Annotated in this window: 16 protein-coding genes and 1 other RNA gene; 5 read left to right on the forward strand and 12 right to left on the reverse strand. The window is 63.2% G+C overall.

Going from position 1 to position 20,824, the window contains the following annotated elements; translation table 11 throughout:
- Window positions 1-5: 5 nt before the first annotated feature.
- Genes murF through rsmH form a run of 5 tightly spaced genes read right to left on the reverse strand, consistent with a single transcriptional unit; the run spans window position 6 to window position 5,945 of the window.
- Window positions 6-1,385, reverse strand: a complete 1,380-nt coding sequence (gene murF / locus ACFE8X_RS16920; protein ID WP_375452670.1) for a UDP-N-acetylmuramoyl-tripeptide--D-alanyl-D-alanine ligase — start codon at window positions 1,383-1,385, stop codon at window positions 6-8.
- Window positions 1,385-2,830 carry a UDP-N-acetylmuramoyl-L-alanyl-D-glutamate--2,6-diaminopimelate ligase gene (locus ACFE8X_RS16925; RefSeq protein WP_375452671.1) on the reverse strand — a complete coding sequence of 482 codons (1,446 nt, stop codon included), beginning with the start codon at window positions 2,828-2,830 and terminating at the stop codon, window positions 1,385-1,387. Before ACFE8X_RS16925 ends, murF begins: the two co-directional genes overlap by 1 nt.
- 24 nt (window positions 2,831-2,854) lie before the next feature.
- Window positions 2,855-4,564, reverse strand: coding sequence for a peptidoglycan D,D-transpeptidase FtsI family protein (locus ACFE8X_RS16930; protein ID WP_375452672.1), 1,710 nt, complete (start codon window positions 4,562-4,564; stop codon window positions 2,855-2,857).
- The gene (locus tag ACFE8X_RS16935) at window positions 4,564-4,947 is read right to left on the reverse strand and encodes a hypothetical protein (protein WP_375452673.1); all 384 of its coding nucleotides are present in this window, start codon (window positions 4,945-4,947) and stop codon (window positions 4,564-4,566) included. The genes ACFE8X_RS16930 and ACFE8X_RS16935 overlap by 1 nt, the downstream gene beginning before the upstream one ends.
- Window positions 4,944-5,945 carry a 16S rRNA (cytosine(1402)-N(4))-methyltransferase RsmH gene (rsmH, locus tag ACFE8X_RS16940; RefSeq protein ID WP_375452674.1) on the reverse strand — a complete coding sequence of 334 codons (1,002 nt, stop codon included), beginning with the start codon at window positions 5,943-5,945 and terminating at the stop codon, window positions 4,944-4,946. Before rsmH ends, ACFE8X_RS16935 begins: the two co-directional genes overlap by 4 nt.
- A 270-nt stretch (window positions 5,946-6,215) precedes the next feature.
- On the opposite strand from rsmH, the gene ACFE8X_RS16945 reads away from it, so the two are divergent.
- The 4 genes from ACFE8X_RS16945 (at window position 6,216) to ACFE8X_RS16960 (ending at window position 12,492) form a co-directional block, all read left to right on the forward strand.
- Window positions 6,216-7,706: a CHASE3 domain-containing protein gene (locus ACFE8X_RS16945; RefSeq protein ID WP_375452675.1), complete on the forward strand. Its 1,491-nt coding sequence runs from the start codon at window positions 6,216-6,218 to the stop codon at window positions 7,704-7,706.
- Entirely contained in the window at window positions 7,703-8,149 is a 447-nt protein-coding gene (locus ACFE8X_RS16950; RefSeq protein ID WP_375452676.1) for a response regulator, read from the forward strand. The genes ACFE8X_RS16945 and ACFE8X_RS16950 overlap by 4 nt, the downstream gene beginning before the upstream one ends.
- Before the next feature lie 3 nt (window positions 8,150-8,152).
- A complete protein-coding gene (locus ACFE8X_RS16955) occupies window positions 8,153-9,184 on the forward strand; it encodes a histidine kinase dimerization/phosphoacceptor domain -containing protein (protein ID WP_375452677.1) in 1,032 nt (343 codons plus the stop codon).
- A 317-nt stretch (window positions 9,185-9,501) separates the two neighbouring features.
- Entirely contained in the window at window positions 9,502-12,492 is a 2,991-nt protein-coding gene (locus ACFE8X_RS16960; RefSeq protein ID WP_375452678.1) for a PAS domain-containing protein, read from the forward strand.
- A 75-nt stretch (window positions 12,493-12,567) separates the two neighbouring features.
- Here ACFE8X_RS16960 and rnpB read toward each other — a convergent pair.
- Window positions 12,568-12,960, reverse strand: an RNA gene (gene rnpB, locus ACFE8X_RS16965) — RNase P RNA component class A.
- A 98-nt stretch (window positions 12,961-13,058) separates the two neighbouring features.
- Here rnpB and ACFE8X_RS16970 point away from each other — a divergent pair.
- Window positions 13,059-13,661 (forward strand): DUF922 domain-containing protein, encoded by a 603-nt coding sequence (locus ACFE8X_RS16970; RefSeq protein ID WP_375452679.1) that lies wholly within the window; start codon window positions 13,059-13,061, stop codon window positions 13,659-13,661.
- A 5-nt stretch (window positions 13,662-13,666) separates the two neighbouring features.
- Here the strand turns inward: ACFE8X_RS16970 and ACFE8X_RS16975 are convergent, their stop codons facing one another.
- The 6 genes from ACFE8X_RS16975 to ACFE8X_RS17000 all read right to left on the reverse strand — a co-directional run bounded on the left by ACFE8X_RS16975 (window position 13,667) and on the right by ACFE8X_RS17000 (window position 20,804).
- The gene (locus tag ACFE8X_RS16975) at window positions 13,667-14,314 is read right to left on the reverse strand and encodes a TerB family tellurite resistance protein (RefSeq protein WP_375452680.1); all 648 of its coding nucleotides are present in this window, start codon (window positions 14,312-14,314) and stop codon (window positions 13,667-13,669) included.
- Window positions 14,315-14,619: 305 nt separating this feature from the next.
- Entirely contained in the window at window positions 14,620-15,498 is an 879-nt protein-coding gene (locus ACFE8X_RS16980; RefSeq protein ID WP_375452681.1) for a hypothetical protein, read from the reverse strand.
- Between the two features lie 182 nt (window positions 15,499-15,680).
- The gene (gene metF / locus ACFE8X_RS16985; RefSeq protein ID WP_375452695.1) at window positions 15,681-16,577 is read right to left on the reverse strand and encodes a methylenetetrahydrofolate reductase [NAD(P)H]; all 897 of its coding nucleotides are present in this window, start codon (window positions 16,575-16,577) and stop codon (window positions 15,681-15,683) included.
- A gap of 11 nt (window positions 16,578-16,588) precedes the next feature.
- The gene (locus ACFE8X_RS16990; RefSeq protein ID WP_375452682.1) at window positions 16,589-17,539 is read right to left on the reverse strand and encodes an ArsR/SmtB family transcription factor; all 951 of its coding nucleotides are present in this window, start codon (window positions 17,537-17,539) and stop codon (window positions 16,589-16,591) included.
- A 207-nt stretch (window positions 17,540-17,746) separates the two neighbouring features.
- The gene (locus tag ACFE8X_RS16995; RefSeq protein WP_375452683.1) at window positions 17,747-18,877 is read right to left on the reverse strand and encodes a DUF2336 domain-containing protein; all 1,131 of its coding nucleotides are present in this window, start codon (window positions 18,875-18,877) and stop codon (window positions 17,747-17,749) included.
- Window positions 18,878-19,304: 427 nt separating this feature from the next.
- The gene (locus ACFE8X_RS17000; protein WP_375452684.1) at window positions 19,305-20,804 is read right to left on the reverse strand and encodes a catalase; all 1,500 of its coding nucleotides are present in this window, start codon (window positions 20,802-20,804) and stop codon (window positions 19,305-19,307) included.
- Window positions 20,805-20,824 lie beyond the last annotated feature (20 nt).

The following is a 20,824-nucleotide window of genomic DNA, read 5'->3' on the forward strand; positions in this document are numbered from 1 at the left end:
CGGGTTCAGGCGAACCGCTTGCGGATGTGCTCGACGACATCCGCCAGCCCGATGCCGTTGGATGCTTTGATCATAACTGCGTCGCCATAGGCAAGCGTGCCCACCACGATCGGCGCCATCTCTGCGGCGCTTTGGGTATGCGCGGTGATCCGCCCCGGCCCCAGCGCGTCGGCAAGGGCCGCCATTTGCGGGCCAACGAGATAAATCCGCTCGGCGCAGGAAGCGTTTACTGCCTCGGCGAGGCTGGCGTGCAATTGCGGGCCTTGCGCGCCCAGCTCCAGCATATCACCCAAGACCAACACCTTGCGCCCGCTGGCCGTCTGGTTCGCAAACACATCCAGCGCCGCTACCATCGAGGCGGTATTGGCGTTGTAGCTTTCGTCAATCACCACTAAAGGCCTATCTTCGTTTCCGAAAACAAGCTTCTGTCCGCGCCCCGGCTGGGCGCCGAAGCCGGCCAAGGCCCGCAAGGCGACACTCGGGTCCACGCCGGCGATGAAGCCGACAGCCAGGGCGGCTACCGCGTTGGCCACCATGTGTCGGCCCGGGACCTTGAGTAGAAGCTGGTAATTTTGACCATCATGCCGGATTTCTGCGGAACTCTTGTCGCCCATCGCGTCGTGCTTGACGATCTGCCAGTCGCTACCCGGTGCGAAGCCATAGGTCACGACGTTTTCGACCCCCGCCGCTGCCGCATACTCGCGCAGGAGGCCGATCTGGTCATGGTCCGCGTTCAGCACCACGGTGCCGCCCGGCTCCAGCCCCGCAAAGATTTCGGCCTTGGCCCCCGCAATTGCCTCGAGCGAGCCCAAGGTTTCCAGATGCGCCGGCGCGATGGTAGTGATCACCGCGATATGCGGGCGCACCACCCGGCTCAGCGGCGCAATCTCGCCAGCGTGGTTCATGCCCATCTCGAACACACCGAACTGGGCGTCCTGTGGCAGGCGCGCCAGCATCAGCGGCACGCCCCAATGGTTGTTGAAGCTCTTGATCGAGGCATGTGTCTGCGCGGCGGCAGCGAGCACGGCGCGAATCATTTCCTTGGTCGTGGTCTTGCCCACGCTGCCGGTAACACCCACGATATTGGCCCGGCTGCGCGCCCGCGCGGCGACAGCCAAGTTGCGCAGGCCCTCGAGCGGGTCGGCAACCACAATGCGCCCAGCGCCCTCGCCCCGGCTGACCAGCGCGGCCAGAGCCCCGTTTGCCAGCGCCTGGTCGACAAAATCATGCCCGTCGAACCGGTCACCCTTGATCGCCACGAACAGGGCGTCCGGCCCGATCTCACGCGAATCGATGGTGATGGAATCCAAGCTTTCCGCTGTCACCCCCTCGGCCCGCCCTCCAGTGGCCGCCAGAACCGCGTCAAGCGTATATAAAGCCGGCATTATCGCCCCTTGAGTGCCTCCGCCACGGCCTCATGGTCGGAGAAATGATGCTTGGTCGTGCCGACGATCTGGTAGTCCTCATGCCCCTTGCCGGCAACCAGCAACACGTCGCCGGCCTGCAGCGCCTTGACCGCCGTGGTGATGGCGCTGTGCCGATCGCCGATTTCCCGGGCGCTCTTGGCCGCGGCCATGATGTCCTTGCGGATCCTTCCCGCGTCTTCTGTGCGTGGATTGTCGTCGGTCACGATCACGTCGTCGGCAAGCTCGCTGGCGATTGCGCCCATTTGTGGACGCTTGCCCTTGTCGCGATCCCCGCCGCACCCGAACACCACCCGCAGCTTGCCCTTGGCATAGGGTCGTAGCGCCAGAAGCGCCGTCTTGAGAGCGTCGGGCGTATGTGAATAATCCACAAAGATTGCTGCCCCGTCCCGCTCGGCGACCAGTTCCAGCCGCCCTGTGGCACCCTTGAGCTCGGAAAGCGCGGGAAACGCCTGCGCCTTGTCCACCCCGCTCGACATCGCCAGTGCCGCTGCGATCAGCGCATTGCTGACCTGGAACTCCCCGGTCAGCGGCAGGTGAAAACTGAGCTTTTCCCCGACATGGCGCACTTCTACGCGCTGGCCATAGCCTTCCGGTTGGATCGACAGGATTTCGATATAGGCCCCTTCTCGGCCCACGGTCAAAAGCGTCGAGCCATTGCCCAGCGCCGCAAACATGAACGGCTCATGTTCGGGGTCATCGACATTGACCACCGCCGGCCCACCATCCACGAGCAGGTCCGTGAACAGCCGCAGCTTGGCATTGCGATAGGCGTCCATGTCCGCATGATAGTCGAGGTGGTCGCGGCTCAGATTGGTGAAAGCCACGGCCTCGAAATGAATGCCATCCAGCCGACGCTGGTCCAGCCCATGGCTCGAAGCCTCGATCGCCACATGGTTGATGCCTTGTGCCTTGAGCGCCCGCATCGACTGGTGCAGCGTCCGGCTGTCCGGCGTCGTCAGGCTGCCCTCGATATGGCGCGTCGCCGTATCCACCCCCAGTGTGCCGATGCTAGCCGCCGCAATTCCCGCATAGCTCCAGATCTGGCGCGTGAACGAGACCACTGATGTCTTGCCATTGGTGCCCGTCACCGCCACCGTGATCTCCGGCTGCGGCTCGAAAATGCGCGACGCGGCGCGGGCATAGGATGCCCGCACATCCGAGACCACGATCACCGGCACCCCCGGATCGCCAACGGGCGCCGTGTCGCTGATCACCGCCAGGGCGCCGCGCCTGACCGCTTCGGCAATAAAGGCATTGCCGTGCACCTTTTCGCCCGGCAGCGCGAAGAAAATATCGCCGGGTTCGATGAAACGGCTGTCGGCGCGCAGGCCGAACACGGCTCCAAGGCCCTTCTTGGGCCGGGCGCCGGAGCCTTCGAGCAATTGGGTGACGCTAAGTGACACTGCAGATTATCCTTCTGGATCAATCTATTGGAACAAACCGGGTGGAACCATTGCGGCGTCGAGCGCCGGGCTGAAATTGGGGGCGATGCCGAGCATCGGGGCGACGCGCTGCACGATACGGCCGCTCATCATGCCGGCATTGTAGCCGGCGGTATCGCCCGATTGCGGGTTTTCTCTTTGCGGCTCATCCACCACCACGACCAGCGCGTACTGCGGCTCATCCATGGGGAAAACCGCGGCGAACACGTTGAAGTCCTTGCTATGCGAATAAACCCCGTTCTCAACCTTTTCGGCCGTTCCGGTCTTGCCACCGATCCGGTAGCCCTTGGCTTCCTTTTCGGTCTGGCTACCCGATCCTTCGAGCGCGTTTAGCCGCATCAGGTAGCGCATATCGCGACTGGTTTCGGGCTTGAGCACGCGCACATACTGCGCTTCCGCCTGCTCCAGGCTGCGCTTGTACAGGGTCGGCGTAATATAGTTGCCCCCATTGGCGACCGCCGCCATCGCCACCGCCATATGGAGTGGCGACACGCTCAAACCGTGCCCGAAACTCATGGTGGCTGCGCTGATGTCCGAAATGTTGTTGGGCACGTTAGGCAGCCGCATTTCCGGCAGTTCGAACGGCACCCGCTTGTCAAAGCCCATGCGGGTCAAGAACGCCCGGTAATTGTCCTTGCCCATCGCCTGCATGACGCGGATCGTGCCGATATTGGACGAATACTTGTAGATTTCGGGCACCGACAAAACGCGGTGCTTGCCATGAAAATCGTCGATCGTGTAGCGGCCATAGCGAATGCCGTACCGCGCATCGAACTGGTCGTTCAAGCTCACCGCCCCGCTGTCGATGGCCCCGGCAATGGTGATGGTCTTGAAGGTCGAGCCCAGCTCGTAAATACCTGCGGTAATCCGGTTGAAGCTATCCTTGACCAGGGCGCTGGAGGGATCGTTCGGATCGAAATCGGGTACTGATGAGAGCGCCAGGATTTCCCCGGTATGGATGTTCATCATCACCCCGGCCGCGGCGATCGCCTGGTAGCGGGTCAGCGCGTCGACCACCTGCTCGTGCACCACATGCTGTACGCGCATGTCGATCGAGAGCTCCACCGGGGCCAGGGCATTGCCGCGCGCCAGGCCAAGGTCCTGCAACAGTGCCACATCCTCGCCGTCCATGTGCTTTTCGATGCCGGCGATACCCTGATTGTCGATATTGGTTGATCCCAGGATATGGGAAGCCTCGTTCATGCCGGGATAAAAGCGCTTGGATTCGGTCAGGAATTCGACGCCGGGAATGCCCAGCCGCATCACCCTTTCCTGAATGGCCGGGCTCAGCTCGCGCTCCAGCCATACAAAGCCCTTGTCCCCGGTCAGGCGCTGGCGCAGCCAGTCTTCGCCCAGCTCGGGCAACACCGTGCGCAGCTTGCGCACCGCCTCCTCGATATCGATGATCCGGCGCGGCTCGGCATAAAGCGAGGGCACGCGAATATCCACCGCCATTTCCAACCCGTTGCGGTCCAGGATCGGCGGCCGGGTGGCGGTGATGACGTCGCGCGCCTGCCCCTCGATAGTGGTATCGGGCTGTACCATGCCCAATTGCACCAGCCGCGCCCCAATAGCCAAAAACCCCAGGACGATCGCCAGGATCACCCAGCGGATGCGCGCCTGCGTCATGTTCCCGCGCACTTTGCGGGTGCCGTCCAGCGCGATGGTCGGGATGAAATCTTCGGTGATGGCCATTACTCGATGCCTTCCAGCGTCAGGATTGCCTCGATGGGGTCGACGCCCGCGTCGAGCGAGCGCAGCAGCGCGTCCAGCGCCGCATTGTCGGGCTGGGCGGGCCGCATCTTCAAATCGGCAAAAGTGCCGAACTGCTTTTGCATCACCGGCCCCAATGCCAGCACCTCCTGGTGGCGCTTGACGATCGGCTCGATATGCCCGGGCTGGTTGAGCACCGCTTCGTCCGCCTTGAGCACGGACAAATCGCCTTCCTGGCTGTCGATCAGTTCCGCCAGCGCCGTGCGCTCGCTGGCCGTATGCTCGATGGAAAACTTGAGCGTATAAACACCCGACAGCATCAGCACGCTGGTGAAGATCAACACTATATTGAGGTTACGGATCACGCAGCACCCCTGATTTGCGGCACGCCTAGCCCGTCCAACCGCACCGGGCGCGCAACAGCATCCGAACGCAGCGCCGATCGTAATGTCGACGAGCGCGCCCGTGGATTGCGCCCCAGCTCGGCCTCGCCTGCCTTGACCGCTTTACGAACCTCGACCCAGCGTCGCGCTTCACTTTGTGCCTGCGGCAGGTGCCGCGATTGCGGCGGTCCGCCCTTTTCGGGATCGAGGAACCGCTTGACGATCCGGTCCTCCAGGGAGTGAAAACTGATTACGGCCAGCCGCCCGCCTTGGGGTAACAGCCGCTCCGCCGCAAACAAACCGTCCACCAGTTGCTCGAACTCGCCATTCACCGCGATCCGCAGCGCCTGGAAACTGCGCGTTGCCGGATGCGCATCGCCCGGTTTGCGACCGATGGCCTTTTCGATGATCCTGCCCAGCTCCAGCGTCGTCGCGATCGGCGCTGTTTCGCGCGCCGCCACGATGAACTGCGCGATCCGCCGCGATTTGCGCTCCTCGCCAAAGGCATAGAGCAGATTGGCCAGCGGCTCGGCGTCGAGCCTATTGACCAGGTCGGCCGCGCTCTCCCCCTGCCCGCTCATGCGCATGTCCAGCGGCCCCTCGCGCATGAAGGAAAATCCGCGCACCCCCTCGTCGAGCTGCATGGAGCTGACCCCGATGTCCAGCACCACGCCATCGATCGGGCCGTGCGCCGCCGCCAGCGCGTCGAGCTGCGAAAACGTGCCGGCAACGAAGCTGAAGCGGTCGCCAAACTCAGCTTTCAGCGCCTGGGCGAACGGCTCGACGCTGGGATCGCGATCGATCGCCACGACCGTAGCGCCCGCCTCGAGCAGTGCTCGCGAATACCCGCCTGCCCCAAAAGTACCGTCGACGATGCATGCGCCGGCCAGGGGCGCCAGCGCGGCGAGCACTTCATCGAGCAAGACCGGAATATGAGGGCCGGCTATCTGGCTGGTTTCGGGCACGGAACGCTTGCCCATCTGGCGAACTCCAAGACCGGCTGCAAATGCCGGTATGCATAGTCCCCGCACTTTGACCAAGACGTTTTAAGATTCTGTTTCCCATTTGGATTTGGACGCGATCTTTGTGCCGGTCGCCGTCGTCGCTGGCGCACTCAGTTGGACGAATGCGCAGCAAACCGTTGCCAGACGCCGCAAAAACCAAACAAAGCCACCACAATTAAACTTTGCATATTGCCGGTTTGCACCCATTTTGCCATGAACAGGCACGATTCTGGGGAAACGACCCGCATGCCCATTTCCGGCAACGTGTTGGTGCGCTCGACAGCGGCTCTGCTGCTGGTCGGCTTGCTGGCGCTCGCCGCCATTGTCGGCACCACGATCTGGCTGGTCCAGCGCAACCAGGTCTATTTCGAGCAAAGCCTGCAGGCGCGGGTTGCGCGTACGGCCGTCATCAACCTTCGCAATGCCCTGCAAGATGCGGAAACCGGCCAGCGCGGCTTCCTGCTGACCGGGGAGGAGCGCTATCTGGACCCTTATAGTCAGGCGGCCCCCCGGATTCCCGAACTGCTGCAAGCCACCGTTGCAGCACTCGAACCCTATCCTGAGATTGCCTCTGCCGTCCCCAGCCTGCAAAGCGGGGTCACCGACAAATTGGCCGAACTGGCCCAAACCGTTGCGCTGACGCAGTCCGGCGCGCGCGACCAGGCCATGGCCATCGTGCGGACCGATCGCGGCAAGCGGGCCATGGACGAGGCCCGAACACTGTTCGAGAGCATCATTGCCGACGCCGATCAGCGCATTGCGGGCGGAAACGAGGACCAGCGCGGCGCCACCAACGCCCTGCGCTGGGTCACCATCATCGGCGCTTTCGTGATTTTCGTCGTGGTCGGGGGCTCGGCCCTGACCGTGATGATCTATACCCGCGATCTCGCCAAAGCCCGCAGCGATCTTGAATCTGCCAATGATGGCCTGGAGGAACGGGTGCGTGAACGCACCTCCGATCTTGGCAAGGCCAACGAGGAAATCCAGCGTTTCGCCTATATCGTCACGCACGACTTGCGGGCGCCCCTGGTCAATATCATGGGGTTCACCGCCGAACTCGAAACCAGCATCGAAACGCTGCAAGCCTATATCGCTGGCCACGACGACAGCAACGATCCGCGCTGGAAGGATGCCCGCCTGGCTGCCAGTGACGACCTGCCCGAAGCGCTGGGCTTCATCCGCACCTCGACCCGCAAGATGGACGCTCTGATCAACGCTATCCTCAAGATTTCTCGCGAAGGGCGGCGCCAACTGCGCCCCGAGCCGCTCGACCTGCCGGCGATCATCCAGGCCTCGACTGCATCCGTGCACCACCAGATTTCCGAAAACGGCGGCACCGTCACCACCGATATCAAAGTGCCGCGCATCGTTTCGGACAAGCTGTCGCTCGACCAGATCTTGGGCAATCTGCTCGACAATGCCGTCAAGTACCAGGATTTCACCCGCCCCCTGGCCCTGGCCATCCGCGCCGCCATGGCAACCGGCAATCGTATTCTGATCCAGGTCGAGGACAATGGCCGCGGCATTGCCGCCACCGATCATGAACGGGTGTTCGAGTTGTTCCGCCGCTCGGGCGCCCAGAGCCAGCCGGGCGAAGGCATCGGCCTGGCCCATGTCCGCACCATGGTGCGCAGTCTTGGCGGCGAGATCACCCTGGTTTCGACACTGGGTTCGGGAACCACCTTCACCATCAGCCTGCCGCGCGATTTGCGCAATTTCCTCGGGAGCAATTCATGAGCCAGGACCCCAAAACCGTAACCATAGTGATGATCGAGGACGATGACGGCCATGCCCGCCTGATCGAAAAAAACATTCGCCGCGCCGGGGTCTCCAACGAAATCGTTCCGTTCACCAACGGCACCGAAGCGCTTGGCTTCCTGCTGGGCGCCGATGGTTCGGGATTGGTCAACAAGGGCCGCCAGTTGCTGATCCTGCTCGATCTCAACCTGCCCGATATGACCGGCGTCGATATCCTGGAAAAGGTCAAGAGCAACGAGCACACCCGCTCCTGCCCGGTCGTGGTGCTGACCACCACCGATGACCAGCGCGAAATCCAGCGCTGCTACGATCTTGGTGCAAACGTTTATATCACCAAGCCGGTCAACTACGAGGGCTTCGCCAACGCCATCCGCCAGCTTGGTCTGTTCTTCTCGGTAATCCAGATACCGGAAACTAACTGATCCATGCCCAACGGCACGCCACGTGTGCTCTATATTGACGACGATCCCGGCCTCGCACGCCTCGTGCAGCGGACCATGGAGCGGCGCGGCTATGAGTTCGAGCATGCGGCAACCGGGGAGGCCGGACTAAGCCGCATCGCCGCCGGCGGCATCGACGTGGTGGCGCTCGACCATTACCTGCCCACTGGTACCGGCCTCGACGTGCTGGCCGCCATGACCAACGCGCCCGATCGTCCTGCCGTGGTCTATGTCACCGGCTCGGCCGAAACCGCCATCGCCGTCGCTGCGCTTAAATCGGGCGCCACCGACTATGTCTCCAAAAGCCTGGACGCCGAGTTCATGGAATTGCTGGCCTCGGCCATCGATCATGCCATCGAACGCGTCCGCCTCAACCGCGCCCGGTTGCGCGCCGAGGCCGAGGTGCGTGAAGCCCGCGACCGCGCCGAAATCCTGCTTGGCGAGGTCAATCACCGCGTCGCCAACAGCCTGGCCATGGTCGCGGCCCTGGTGGGCCTGCAGACCAATGCCGTGCAAAGCCGCGAGGCCAAGGACGCGCTGGTCGAAACCCAGGCCCGCATCTCTGCCATCGCCGGGGTGCATCGCCATCTCTACACCTCCGACGACGTTCGCACCGTCCAGATCGCCGATTACCTCGAGAGCCTTGCCGGCGAACTCGATACCTCCATGAAGGCCGCCGGCCATCACTCGCCCATCAAGATCGATGTCATGAGCTTTCCCATCGCCACCGAAAAGGCGGCCTCGCTGGGCGTCATCGTGACCGAACTGGTCACCAATGCGATGAAGTACGCTTACCGCGATACCGCCCGTGGCGAGGTCCGCATCCGCCTCAGCCAAACTTCGCAGGGCGTCGAACTGCGTGTCGAAGACGACGGCGTCGGCTGGGACGGCACCGGCACGCCCCAGGGCACGGGCCTTGGCAGCCGCATCGTCAAGGCCATGGCCCAAAGCCTGGGCGCTACCATCGCTTACGGCCAAGGCTCGGGCACCAGCGTGTCGCTGCAGTTTCCGGGCTAGGTCGTTTCGAGGCATATCCTGGCAGACTAGACCCACCCTTCGTCCTTGGCGGCGGACCACGGACTGCAGCCACTCTTCTTTGCGGCTGAAGGTGGTCAGTGATCGTCCGAGTCTGGCCGCGGTCATCCCGGAACGGCGACTGAGGATCGGCCGGAGGGACATGAGTTAGGTCGTCCTCCAGTTGTCGGCGCGGGGCGTGGCGATGTTAGCGCTCGCCCCAAAGTCCCAGCGACGCGCCTTCAATCAGGCTTTGCGGGTGCTGACAGTGATGCCGGGCTGTTTTATAGAGAAATAGTTGAGTCAGGATGTTGCGTGGAGTGGACGTGGATAACGCAAACGCATCGAATTTCAGGAACCAAGCCCATGCCGATGCCGTAGCGCTGTTTGCCGGCCCCGGCGAGGTACGTTCGGTTGCGCGAGATCTCGACTGGTCGACCACCCCACTCGGGCCGACCAAAGCCTGGTCACCGGCACTGCGTACCTTGGCTCGGTCGATCTTTGATTCGCCCTTCCCGATCTGTCTTTGGTCGGGTCCGCATTTTGCCCTGATCTACAACGATCCTTACCGGCGCATTCTAGCCGCCAAGCACCCCACGTCGCTCGGCCAACCCGGCTCCAGCGTTTGGGCCGAAATTTGGGAAGAACTTCAACCCCAGTTTGATGGTGTGCGCGCAGGCGGCGAGCCAGTCTACTTCGAGGATGCGCCGTTCATCATGGCGCGGCTGGAAGGGGGAGGCTCAGAGACTGCCTGGTTTAACTACTCGCTGTCGGCACTCCGCGACGAAGACGGCAGCGTCGCTGCAGTTCTCAACATTACGCCCGAGACGACCGGCCGCGTTTTGCTCGAGCAGCGCCTGCAGGAGGAGCAATCGGCGCTGGCGATGAGCGAGGAGCGCCTGCGACTTGCCGTCGACAACGCCGATGTTGGCTTCTGGGACGTTGATGTGATCGCCGACCGGTTGATCTGGCCCGCCCGCGTCAAGGCCATGTTCGGGATTTCGGCCGACGTCCCGGTGACAATGCAGGATTTCTTCAACGGGCTGCATCCCGACGATCGCGAAGCGACGGCGGCGGCGTACCTTGCTGCAACCGATCCTGCTTGGCGCTCCGTCTATGACGTGGAATACCGCACGATCGGCAAGGAAGATGGCGTTGAGCGCTGGGTCGCCGCAAAAGGCCGCGGCGTGTTCGACAGCGCCGGACGATGCCAGCGCGTTACCGGCACAGCGCTTGAGATTACCGCCCGTAAGGTTGCGGAAATCCGCCGTGATGCCATTGTCGAACTCACGCAAGCCATCGGCGATTTGCAAGAACCTGCCGCAATCGCTTTCGCCGCTGCCGCGGTACTCGGCCGAACACTCGGCGCGAGCCGGGTTGGCTATTCCGCAATAGACTATGTTTCAGAAACGCTCCGCACCGACCGCGATTGGACCGCGTCTGGAGTAGAGTCGCTCGCCGGCGTCATGCCCCTGCGCGACTACGGCTCCTTCATCGACGATCTCCATCGAGGCGAGTTGGTTGTGGTCAACGATGCCCGCACCGATCCCCGGACCGCTCCGGCCGCTGCCGCGCTGGAAAGCAAGACCACCCGGTCGTTTGTCAATGCGCCGGTGCTCGAGCAGGCAAGGCTCGTTGCTGTTTTCTTTGTCAATGATGCTCACCCGCGAAACTGGAACGAGGGCGATCTCGGCCTTATCAGGGAATTCGCCGAACGGACGCGCAACGCCGTCGCGCGTGCGCGCGGAGAGCAAGCCTTGCAGGTCAGCGAGATGCGGCTGCGTGAGCTGAACGAAACCCTGGAGGCTCAGGTCGCGGCGCGCTCGGCAGAACGCGATCGTTTGTGGAACCTGTCCGAGGATATGCTGGCGCGGGCCGACTATACCGGCATGATGTCGGCAGTAAGTCCGGCTTGGACGCGGGTGCTCGGCTGGACCGAGAGCGAATTGCTCACGCGTGGCTACGCCGCCTTCATGCATCCCGACGATGAGCCTCCCACGCTTGCCGCGATTGGGCACATGGCCCAAACCGGCCAGCCAGCGCGCTTCGAGAACCGCATCAGCACCAGCGACGGCGGCTGGAAGCCGATCGAGTGGACCGTTGCTCCAGAGCTCGATGGTGCAAACTTCATCGCGGTAGGGCGCGATCTTAGCCATGCCAAGGCCCGCGAGGCGCAGCTAGAGCACGCCCAGGACGCCTTGCGGCAGAGCCAGAAGATGGAAGCGATGGGCAGCCTGACCGGTGGCGTCGCCCATGACTTCAACAATCTGCTCACGCCCATCATCGGCTCCCTCGACATGCTGATCCGAAGGGGCATCGGAAACGAACGCGAACGACGGCTCATTGATGGAGCCCTGCAGTCTGCGGAACGGGCCAAGACGCTGGTTCAGCGGCTGCTTGCCTTTGCACGCCGTCAGCCGCTCCAACCGACTGCGGTCGATGTCAGCCGGCTCATAGAGGGCATGGTCGGCCTGCTCGGCTCTACTCTTGGCCCCATGATCGAGGTTCGCGTCGAGGTGTCGATCGACCTGCCACCAGCCAGCGCCGATCCCAACCAGCTGGAGATGGCCTTGCTGAACTTGGCAGTAAACGCGCGCGACGCTATGCCCGGGGGCGGCGTCCTCACCATCAGCGCGCAAGGGGAAAGCATTAAAGGAGGCCACTCGTCAGGCGTAAAGCCGGGGCAGTATGTGCGTCTGTGCGTCTTGGATACCGGCTTTGGCATGGACGAGGCTACGTTGCGGCGTGCGACCGAGCCGTTTTTCTCGACCAAGGCGGTCGGTAAGGGCACCGGGCTGGGCCTTTCGATGGTGCACGGGCTCGCTGCCCAGCTGGGTGGCGGCTTGTCGATCCAAAGCGCCCCCGGACGCGGCACGGCGATCGAGCTCCTGCTGCCCATTAGTTCGAGCTCGATGAGCGGGGAGGACCAGGAAACTGCTTTCCCCACGGCGCTCGAAGCCCGTGGCGTCGTCCTTTTGGTCGACGACGAGGAACTCGTGCGCATGAGCACGGCCGATATGCTGGTCGATCTTGGCTATCAGGTTGTTGAGGCCAGCTCGGCCGAGGAAGCCTTGTCGCTGCTTCAAAGCGGGCTGCAACCAAGCCTCGTCGTTACCGATCATCTAATGCCCGGCATGAGCGGCGCCCAGCTGGCGCGCGAGCTTAAGGATAAGCGGGCGCACTTGCCGGTATTGATTGTGTCCGGATACGCAGAGTCTGGCGGCATCGATCCAGGGGTAACCCGGCTGACCAAGCCTTTCCGCAACGCGGAGCTCGCTGAGATCCTGTCTGGCCTGACGCCATCGCGTTGAGGTGGCGCATAGAGGTGTCGAAAAACCTGTGGCCGCAAAACGGTACCGGAGGCCGCCGCTGCCTACCCCGAAATCAACGCCAGTTGACCTGTAAGCCGGGTTCTGTAGGGCACGCATCTTGCGATGCATGCGTGGCGGCCATTCATCTTGAACGCCTGTCGCCAAGCGTTTCATGCAACCAACCCGGATGATCTGGCCTCAAAACCGGCTGGGGCATAAAGCCCCGCGTCATCCCTATTTGGTCTTGCTCCCGGTGGGGTTTGCCGTGCCGTCCCTGTTGCCAGGTCCGCGGTGCGCTCTTGCCGCACCCTTTCACCCTTGCCCCGGCATGCCGGGGCGGTTTGCTTTCTGTGGCACTTTCCCTGAGGTCGCCCCCGCCGGGCGTTACCCGGCACCGTGTTTCGATGGAGCCCGGACTTTCCTCCATCCCGCGGTTACCCACGGGGCGGCGGCCACCCGGTCAACTGGCAGGCCTCGTCTAGGCAATGTCGCCATCCCCGTCAACCGCCGCTGCTTGACAGCTTCGACCACCCGCGGCCAAGTTCAGCCCAACCGGAGAACCCGCCGTGACGACTTCGCCTCTAGCGCGCCGCCTGCTGCTCGTTGCCCTGGTCATGCTGATGCCCGTACTGCCGGCCGCCGCAAACCCGGTAACCATCACCCGATCCACGCTTCACTATGACATTGCCGGCGCCACCGCCCCCGACATTGCCGATAGTATCCATCGCAACATGCCTGACGCGACAGAAGGCTTTGTCGGCTCCACCGCCTATATGTACCGCTGGACCTACAAGTATCGCGCTGCCGCCGATGCCAGCGGTACATCCGGCTGCGCGGTCCATGATGTCCGCGTCACCATCGCGATTACGACCCGTATGCCGCGGCATTCCACCATTCGCGCCGCCCCCGACGCCGTGCGCGCGCTTTGGGAAAACTACGCCATTGCGCTCAAGCGCCATGAAGACCACCACGCTGACGATTTTGTCGAGATCGGCTCGCGCCTGCCGGCCGCGATCGCCGCGGTCATCACGCCCGATTGTGCCACCATTGAGGCTGCCGCCAATCGGATCGGCATGGAATTCGTCGCCCGCGCCCAGGACGATGCCGACGACTATGACGCAGCCACCCATCACGGCGTGGACGAAGGCGCCAGCTTTCCGGGCCTCTGAAGCCCTTAAGCGCTCAGCAACGGTTGCGCCCGGGGCTTGGTGATGGCCTGGTAGGCCAGGTTGATCGCCGCCATCTTGGCAGTCGCCACATCGATCAGTTCTTCGGGAACGCCCTTGGCGATCAACCGGTCGGGATGGTGCTCGGCCACCAGCAGGCGATAGACCCGCCGCACTTCCTCGGGCGGCGCATTGGGCGTCAGCCCCAGCACCATGAAGGGATCGACCCCAGCTTCCAGCACCACGTGCTGGGCCGCCATCTGCTCGAACCGCGCCGGATCGAACCCGAAAATGGTGCTGACCGATTGCAGGTAATCCAGCTCCGCCTCATGCACCATGCCGTCGGCCGTGGCGATGAAGAACAGGCTGTCGAGCACATGCTCCAGCGTTTCCGGGCTATCGGCGAAAAACCGCCCGATCTTGCGCGCATAATGCTCGTAGCCGGCGGTATCCTGCTTCGCCAGGTTGAACAGCCTCTCCACCTGCGGCTCCTGCCCGGCGGCGATTTCCACCGTCGCGTTGAACGCCCGCACTTCGGAGGCCGTTACGGCGCCATCGGCAACCGCCATCTTTGCCGCCAGGGCAATCAGCGCCAGGGTAAAGGCCGCCTCGCGCCCGCCGGGCAACCAGGTGTCGGGGTCCAGAATGTTGGCCATTGACCCTGCCACCCCCGTGCGACGCGAAAACGAGCCGATGAAGGTGCTCAGTTTGTGCCAGACGTCCCGATTCTCTTCCGGCCGACGCACGCAGATGAACATTCCGGTAGCCTTTCCAGACGAATACCGGCGCGCAGCGGTGGCGCGGCACGGCATATGTTCGTCCAGCATATAGATTACCGCTGCATTGGTCCACCGCCTGCGACGCATGGCCGCTGTGCCGACCGCAGCATGCTCGGAAAATCCTAGCGAAACCCAGTCGCGAGCAAGTGTTCCGCTATGCGCAAGAACGCCAACTACTGGTTTTAGTTCAGGAACGGGAAATACGCGTCGTCTTCCACCGGCCCGACATAAACATCGCGTTGCCGGCGACGAGTGTTGGGCCCCTCGTTCAGGAAGAACCCGTCATTGTCGTATTCCATCTGCGCGGACGACTGCTCGCCCTGTCGCTCGGCCAGGAAGTCCGACAGCGGGCCCGATTCCCAATCGCGCAAATCATCCACGACCACCGGCCGGTCATTGCCCGCCACCACTTCGGGCGGCAGAAAGATGTCTTCGGCCTGCTGGCGGGCGAGCGGCTGCGTCACTGGCGTCGGACGCATGGATAGCGGCATGGGCATGGGCGCCATCTTGCTCGGCGTCAGCGTTGCCACGGTCATTGGATCGGTCGCAGCAGGTACGACAGGCGCCGCTGCCTCGACCGGCACAACAGCGGTTTGCAGCGGCGGGTTCACAACGGGGGCAGCAGCAAGCGGAGCCGCAGGCTTCACCGCAGCCGGCGCCTTCGGCGTTGGCGCCACGGCCACTTCGGCCGGCGCACCGATGTCGCCACCGGTGATGTAGCTGGGTAAAGCTTTACCCGATGAGAGATAGCCATCCACAATCAGGTTTGCCGACGCCGCCGGCTTGACCGCCTGTGCAACGACCAGCTTTACCGACGGTGCAACCACCGGCTTGGCGGGCTCCGCCACCACCGTTTCCATCACCACGGTCGCAATCGGCGCGGCAGGACGCCGGCTTGATGGCGCTGGCATGGGAGGTTCGACCTCCGCCACCGAGGCAACCGCGATCTGCTCGCCATCACCCATCAACTGCGCCGAAATCGCATCGGCCACCGGCACTGCAACCACGACGAACAAGCCGGCCCAAGCCAGGCCATTGGTAATGCGACGGTTGATCTGCATGGTCCCAGTCCCGAATTGCGCCGCCCTCCATGAGCGACAAAGCCGGCTTTCATGGCCGATTTATGGAGTCGAGCCATCCCCTACGAGGCGCTTGATGGCCTGAATGCAACCTGAACAACGCGTCGTGATGCTGCCGGCCGCGAGCGCGGCTCTATTGGCACCAGATGATGGTGAACACAAGGTTAATCCGGGCGCTTGCCGAGCAGCCGCGCCAGTGCCAGCGCCAGGTTCGACCGATTGAGCGTATAGATATGAAACTCCGTCACGCCCTCGTCGAGCAATTCGATCACCTGCTCCGCCGCCACCGCCGACGCAACCAGCGCATGCGTCTCGGGATCGTCCTCGAGCCCTTCGAACCGCTCCGCCATCCACGCCGGAATGCTCGCCCCGGTTCGCGCCGCAAACCCCGAAATCTGTTTGAAGCTATGGATCGGCTGGATGCCCGGCACGATCGGCGCGGTGACCCCGGCTTTGCGCGCCCGCTCCACATAACGCAGATAATCGGCATTCCTGAAGAACATCTGGGTGATCGCCCGGCTCGCCCCGGCATCGATCTTGCGCTTGAGATTGGCGATATCGCTGTCCCAATCGGGGCTTTGCGGATGCCGTTCGGGGTAGGCCGCCACCGAAATATCGAAATCCCCGATCCTGCCGATGCCTTCCACCAGCTCGGCCGCGCTGCGATAGCCCTCTGGATGTGGCGCGAACGGATGCCCTACCCCCTCCGGCGGATCGCCGCGCAGGGCCACGATGCGGTTGATACCCGCGGCCTGATAGCCGCGCACCACCGCATCGACTTCCGCGCGCGACGCTCCAACGCAGGTCAGGTGTGCCGCGGCGTCCACGCCCGTATCCGCCTTGATGGACGCCACCATGCGCAACGTGCGCTCGCGCGTCGTGCCGCCTGCACCATAGGTTACCGACACAAAGCGCGGCTTTAACGGGGCAAGCTTGTGGATGGAGTCCCAGAACCGCTCCTCCATGGCGTCGGTCTTGGGCGGGAAAAACTCGAAACTGAGCTGCAGGTCGCCGCGCTTTTCCCCGGTCAGCCGGCTGGCCCGGGCGGTATCGTCGATCATGGTCATGTCTTTCAGGTCTTGTCGCTGAGGCGCCACAGGCAGACGGTCAGCCCGCTTTCGCCATTGTCGCTGGGAAATTCACGCACCAGGTCCACATCCATCCGCATGGCGCCAGCCCAGCCCTCCATCTGCGTGCGCGACAATCCAAGCCGTCGATGCGCATGCTCGGTGCGCAGGAATTCCAGAGTATGCGGCGCAAAATCTACGATGACGATCTGGCCGCCCGGCTTCAGCAACCGCCGCGCCTGCGCCAGCATACGCCCCGGATCGTCGAAATAATGCAGCACCTGGTGGATCACCACCACATCGGCCGGCCCAATCGCCGCATCCAGGGCCGCGATATCGCCCAGCCGCACCTGTGCCTGCCCGATACCGGCATTGGCCAGCCGGGCTCGCGCCACCGCCAGCATTTCGCGGCTCGCATCGATGCCTATAGCGCGCCTGTAGGAGGCGGCGAGCACGTCCAGCATCCGCCCGGTGCCGGTTCCAAGATCGATCAGCAGATCCACCACCCGCCCCTCCAGCGCCCCGGCCACCGCTGCCTCGACGGCGGATTCGGGCACATGCAGCGTCTTGAGCAGGTCCCAGCTTCCCGCCACCTTGGCGAAATATTGCGCCGCCTGCGCCTGCTGGTTCGCGCGCACCGCATGCTGGCGCTCGCAGTCGCGCTTGCGCTCGGGATCGCCGTCGTCTACCCGCTCGATCAACCAACGGCCCAGCGCCGCGCCGTCGCCGTCGGGCGCCAGCCCGTAATATGCCCAGGCCCCTTCGGCGTTGCGCCGCACCAGACCAGCATCGGCCAGCAATTTGAGGTGGCGCGACACGCGCGGCTGGCTTTGCCGCAGGATTTCCGTGAGATCCTTGACCGAGTGATCGCCATCGGCCAGCAATGCCAGAAGCCGCAGCCGGGTCCCCTCACCCGCCGCCTTCAGCAGCCCCACCAATGTACCCAGCTCCGCCATCGTCCCTCCCGCCGCATATAAAGATATCTTTATATTTACTGGATGCCGCGGAGTCCAGAGTGACGGAATCGCTGGATATAAAACGATACAGTTCGGAGTTTGGTGGAAACAATGGCGTCACCGCGGTATTTGTACGAAGCGTACGATGCCGCGTCTGCAGGGTTCTGCAGTGCTGAAAGACTGGAAAGGACCTATGCGTGCCGGCACTCAGGCCGGCACATCTGCCCGCTCTTCCGTAGTGGTCCGCTTGCGGAATGCATGCGCGCGCCACAATTCGAAAATCCCGCTCGCCTCGTCCCGGCTGATTGCTTCAAAGCGCACCAGCACGTTCTTCTTGTCAGCTTCGCTCGGCAGGTCGCGCCACGGCAGCGTGCCGACGATGGCTTCAAACAGCTCCGGGGTCAGCCCGGCCGCCTTTAGCGCCACGGTGACAGCCACGTAGTCCTGCCCCGCCAGCCATTTGACGAACACTTCTGGCGCGACCTTGAGCATGACCGTCAACGCCGCCGCGGCATGGTGGCCATAGCCGAAGCGCGCAAACCGCGCCAGCGCCCGCTCGTCGAGCTGCTTGCGGTCGCTCAGCGCCTTGACCTGGTTATAGGCCACCTTCCATTCGGTGGCCGAAAAACCGGCGCGATTGCGCATGCGGTTGTAAACCACGGCGTTGACCTTGCCCGCAGCCACCGGGTCGATCATCGTGTCGGTGCCACCCAGCGTTTCCAGCACCTTGCCGGACGCCTGGTCGATTTCGCCGCGCAGTTGCGACCAGTCGATCGAAGTGCGGCCGCGCAGGTCGCTGGCGATTTCGGCGTCCGTATTCGCCCGCGCCACCAGCTTTTGCAGTGTCGCGGTGTCGAATTCGGCCGTCTCATTGCGCACCAGCCGCACCACCGAGGAGGTTTCCCCATGCTCGACGATCGCTTCGCCGACCCTGTCCGGCACGTTGACGCGCCCCGCGATCGCCACCCGGTGCTGCTCGCTCTGGCGCCCGATGATGTCGATCAGATCGTCGTCACTCAGCACATTGGAAAATTCCAGCAGGTGCTTGGCCACTTCGATATCATCATTGGCCAGCTTGACGACCACCGTCCCCGGCGCCCGCTCCAGCGGCGCCAGCAGCTTGGCCACATGCACCCGCGCCTCGACCTCGACCAGCTCAGCCAGTTGGCACAACACCTCGTCATATTGAGCAACTTGCTCATCGTCGCACTGGTCCGACACGAAGCTGAACAACTGCGCCATATTGCGAAATAACTGGTCGCGCTCGGAATGATTGTCCTCTCCGTTCAGGACCCTGAAACTCGAGAACGCGCGCTGGCCCTGGTCAAGTTCGCTCATCGTCTTTCTCCCGGCCGCTGCCGTCATCTGCATTGGAGGATGGACCGGCAGGTTCTTGTGCCCGCTGAAGTTGGCGAACCGGATTTTACTCAAATTTTACGGGATTTTGCGTAAGGAATTGCCCCGCGGTTCGGCGTTCCCGCCCGATCTTCACCCTGGCCAAGACAGGCTTGCACAAAGCTAGACCCAATCCAACCGCCCACGAGCCGACACCTCCTCTTGACGGTCGAGGTATCGCGAAGCTTGGCACGATCCCATCATTACCGCCGGACAGCTCCTCCCCCTTCCAGGGGGAGGTTGGGTGGGGGTATGAGAGCCCCAATATTGGGGCCAGTCCACCCCCATCCTGATCCTCCCCCTGGTAGGGAGAGGCCAGGCGGACGTGCCCGATCCATAGACCGGCACGCACCCCAGTCTGACCTGCAGCCTATTCCGCCGCAACGGTCTCCTCGTCCGAGATACTGTCCACCGCTCTGCCGGACAACGCCGCCCGTGCCGCCCTGATACCCAGCGAATACGCCGGATCGATCAATGCGAAATGCGCCAGTTGCCGCTCGATGATCTCGTCCGGCACCCCGTCCATGGCAGCGGCCAGGTTATCGTAAAGCCGTCCCTTCTGCGCGTCATCGAACAGGTTCCACAACGCCCGCGGCTGGCCATAATCATCATTGCCCTCGCGGTGGTTGTAGCGATCCGCATCGCCCACGATCCGCAACGGCGGCTCCTTGACTGCGTGGTCCTCGACCGGCCCGCCAAACGAATTGGGCTCGTAATACGCGTCCGGATTGCCCGTCTTGATCCCCCCATAAACATTCATCTGCCCGTCGCGGTGATAGTGATGCACCGGCACCTGCGGCTGGTTGACCGGGATCGATTCGTAATGCGTCCCCAGCCGGTAGCGATGCGCGTCGGCATAGGAAAACACCCGCGCCTGCAGCATCTTGTCGGGCGAATAGCCGATCCCGGGCACCTTGTTGGAGGGCGAAAACGCCGCCTGCTCGATCTGGGCGAAATAATTGTCCGCGTTCCGGTTCAGCTCGACAATGCCCACCTCGATCTGCGGATAGTCGGCATGCGGCCACACCTTGGTCAGATCGAACGGGTTGTACGCTGTCTTGTCGGCATCGGCCTCCGGCATGATCTGCACTTCCATGCGCCAGCGCGGAAATTCGCCGCGCTCGATGCCGCCGAACAGCTCTTCCTGATAGGTCTCGCGGCTCTGCCCGATGATCTTTTCGGCCTCGCCATTGGTGTAATGCCGATGCCCTTGCAGCGTCTTGAAGTGAAACTTCACCCAGAACCGCTCGCCATCGGCGTTCCACAGCGAATAGGTGTGGCTGCCATAGCCGTTCATATACATCGGCGCCACCGGCAGGCCGCGATCGGAAAACAACGTCGTGATCTGGTGCAGCGCCTCCGGGCTCTGGCTCCAGAAATCCCACATCGCCGTCTTGGAGCGCAGATTGGTTTTCGGATGGCGCTTCTGGGTGTGGATGAAATCGGGGAACTTGAGCGGATCGCGCACGAAGAACACCGGCGTATTGTTGCCTACCAGGTCCCAATTGCCCTCCTCGGTATAGAACTTGAACGAAAACCCGCGCACGTCGCGCTCGGCATCCGCCGCGCCCATCTCGCCGGCCACCGTCGAAAACCGAATCAGCAAATCCGTCGTCTTGCCAACCGCCCCGAATACCTTGGCGATGGTGTATTTCGAGATATCGTTGGTGATGGTCAGCGTGCCAAATGCACCCCAACCCTTGGCATGCACCACGCGCTCGGGAATGCGCTCGCGGTTCTGATGCGCCAGCTTTTCCAGCAGTTGATAATCCTGCAGCAGCACCGGGCCGCGCGCTCCAGCGGTTTCCGAATTCTGATTGTCCGGCACCGGAGCTCCGGCACTCGTCGTCATTACGGGTTTGTCAGTCATCCGCCGTCTCCCTTGGAACA

Origin of the sequence: uncultured Devosia sp. (assembly GCF_964244875.1) — a bacterium.
GTDB lineage: Bacteria > Pseudomonadota > Alphaproteobacteria > Rhizobiales > Devosiaceae > Devosia.

Coding starts and splice junctions, on each gene's coding strand:
- ACFE8X_RS17000 (WP_375452684.1), bottom strand. CDS start 20,804: ATGACTGACAAACCCGTAATGACGACGAGTGCCGGAGCTCCGGTGCCG.
- ACFE8X_RS16995 (WP_375452683.1), bottom strand. CDS start 18,877: ATGAGCGAACTTGACCAGGGCCAGCGCGCGTTCTCGAGTTTCAGGGTC.
- ACFE8X_RS16955 (WP_375452677.1), top strand. CDS start 8,153: ATGCCCAACGGCACGCCACGTGTGCTCTATATTGACGACGATCCCGGC.
- rsmH (WP_375452674.1), bottom strand. CDS start 5,945: ATGGGCAAGCGTTCCGTGCCCGAAACCAGCCAGATAGCCGGCCCTCAT.
- ACFE8X_RS16990 (WP_375452682.1), bottom strand. CDS start 17,539: ATGGCGGAGCTGGGTACATTGGTGGGGCTGCTGAAGGCGGCGGGTGAG.
- ACFE8X_RS16975 (WP_375452680.1), bottom strand. CDS start 14,314: ATGGCCAACATTCTGGACCCCGACACCTGGTTGCCCGGCGGGCGCGAG.
- ACFE8X_RS16945 (WP_375452675.1), top strand. CDS start 6,216: ATGCCCATTTCCGGCAACGTGTTGGTGCGCTCGACAGCGGCTCTGCTG.
- murF (WP_375452670.1), bottom strand. CDS start 1,385: ATGCCGGCTTTATATACGCTTGACGCGGTTCTGGCGGCCACTGGAGGG.
- metF (WP_375452695.1), bottom strand. CDS start 16,577: ATGATCGACGATACCGCCCGGGCCAGCCGGCTGACCGGGGAAAAGCGC.
- ACFE8X_RS16950 (WP_375452676.1), top strand. CDS start 7,703: ATGAGCCAGGACCCCAAAACCGTAACCATAGTGATGATCGAGGACGAT.
- ACFE8X_RS16930 (WP_375452672.1), bottom strand. CDS start 4,564: ATGGCCATCACCGAAGATTTCATCCCGACCATCGCGCTGGACGGCACC.
- ACFE8X_RS16980 (WP_375452681.1), bottom strand. CDS start 15,498: ATGCAGATCAACCGTCGCATTACCAATGGCCTGGCTTGGGCCGGCTTG.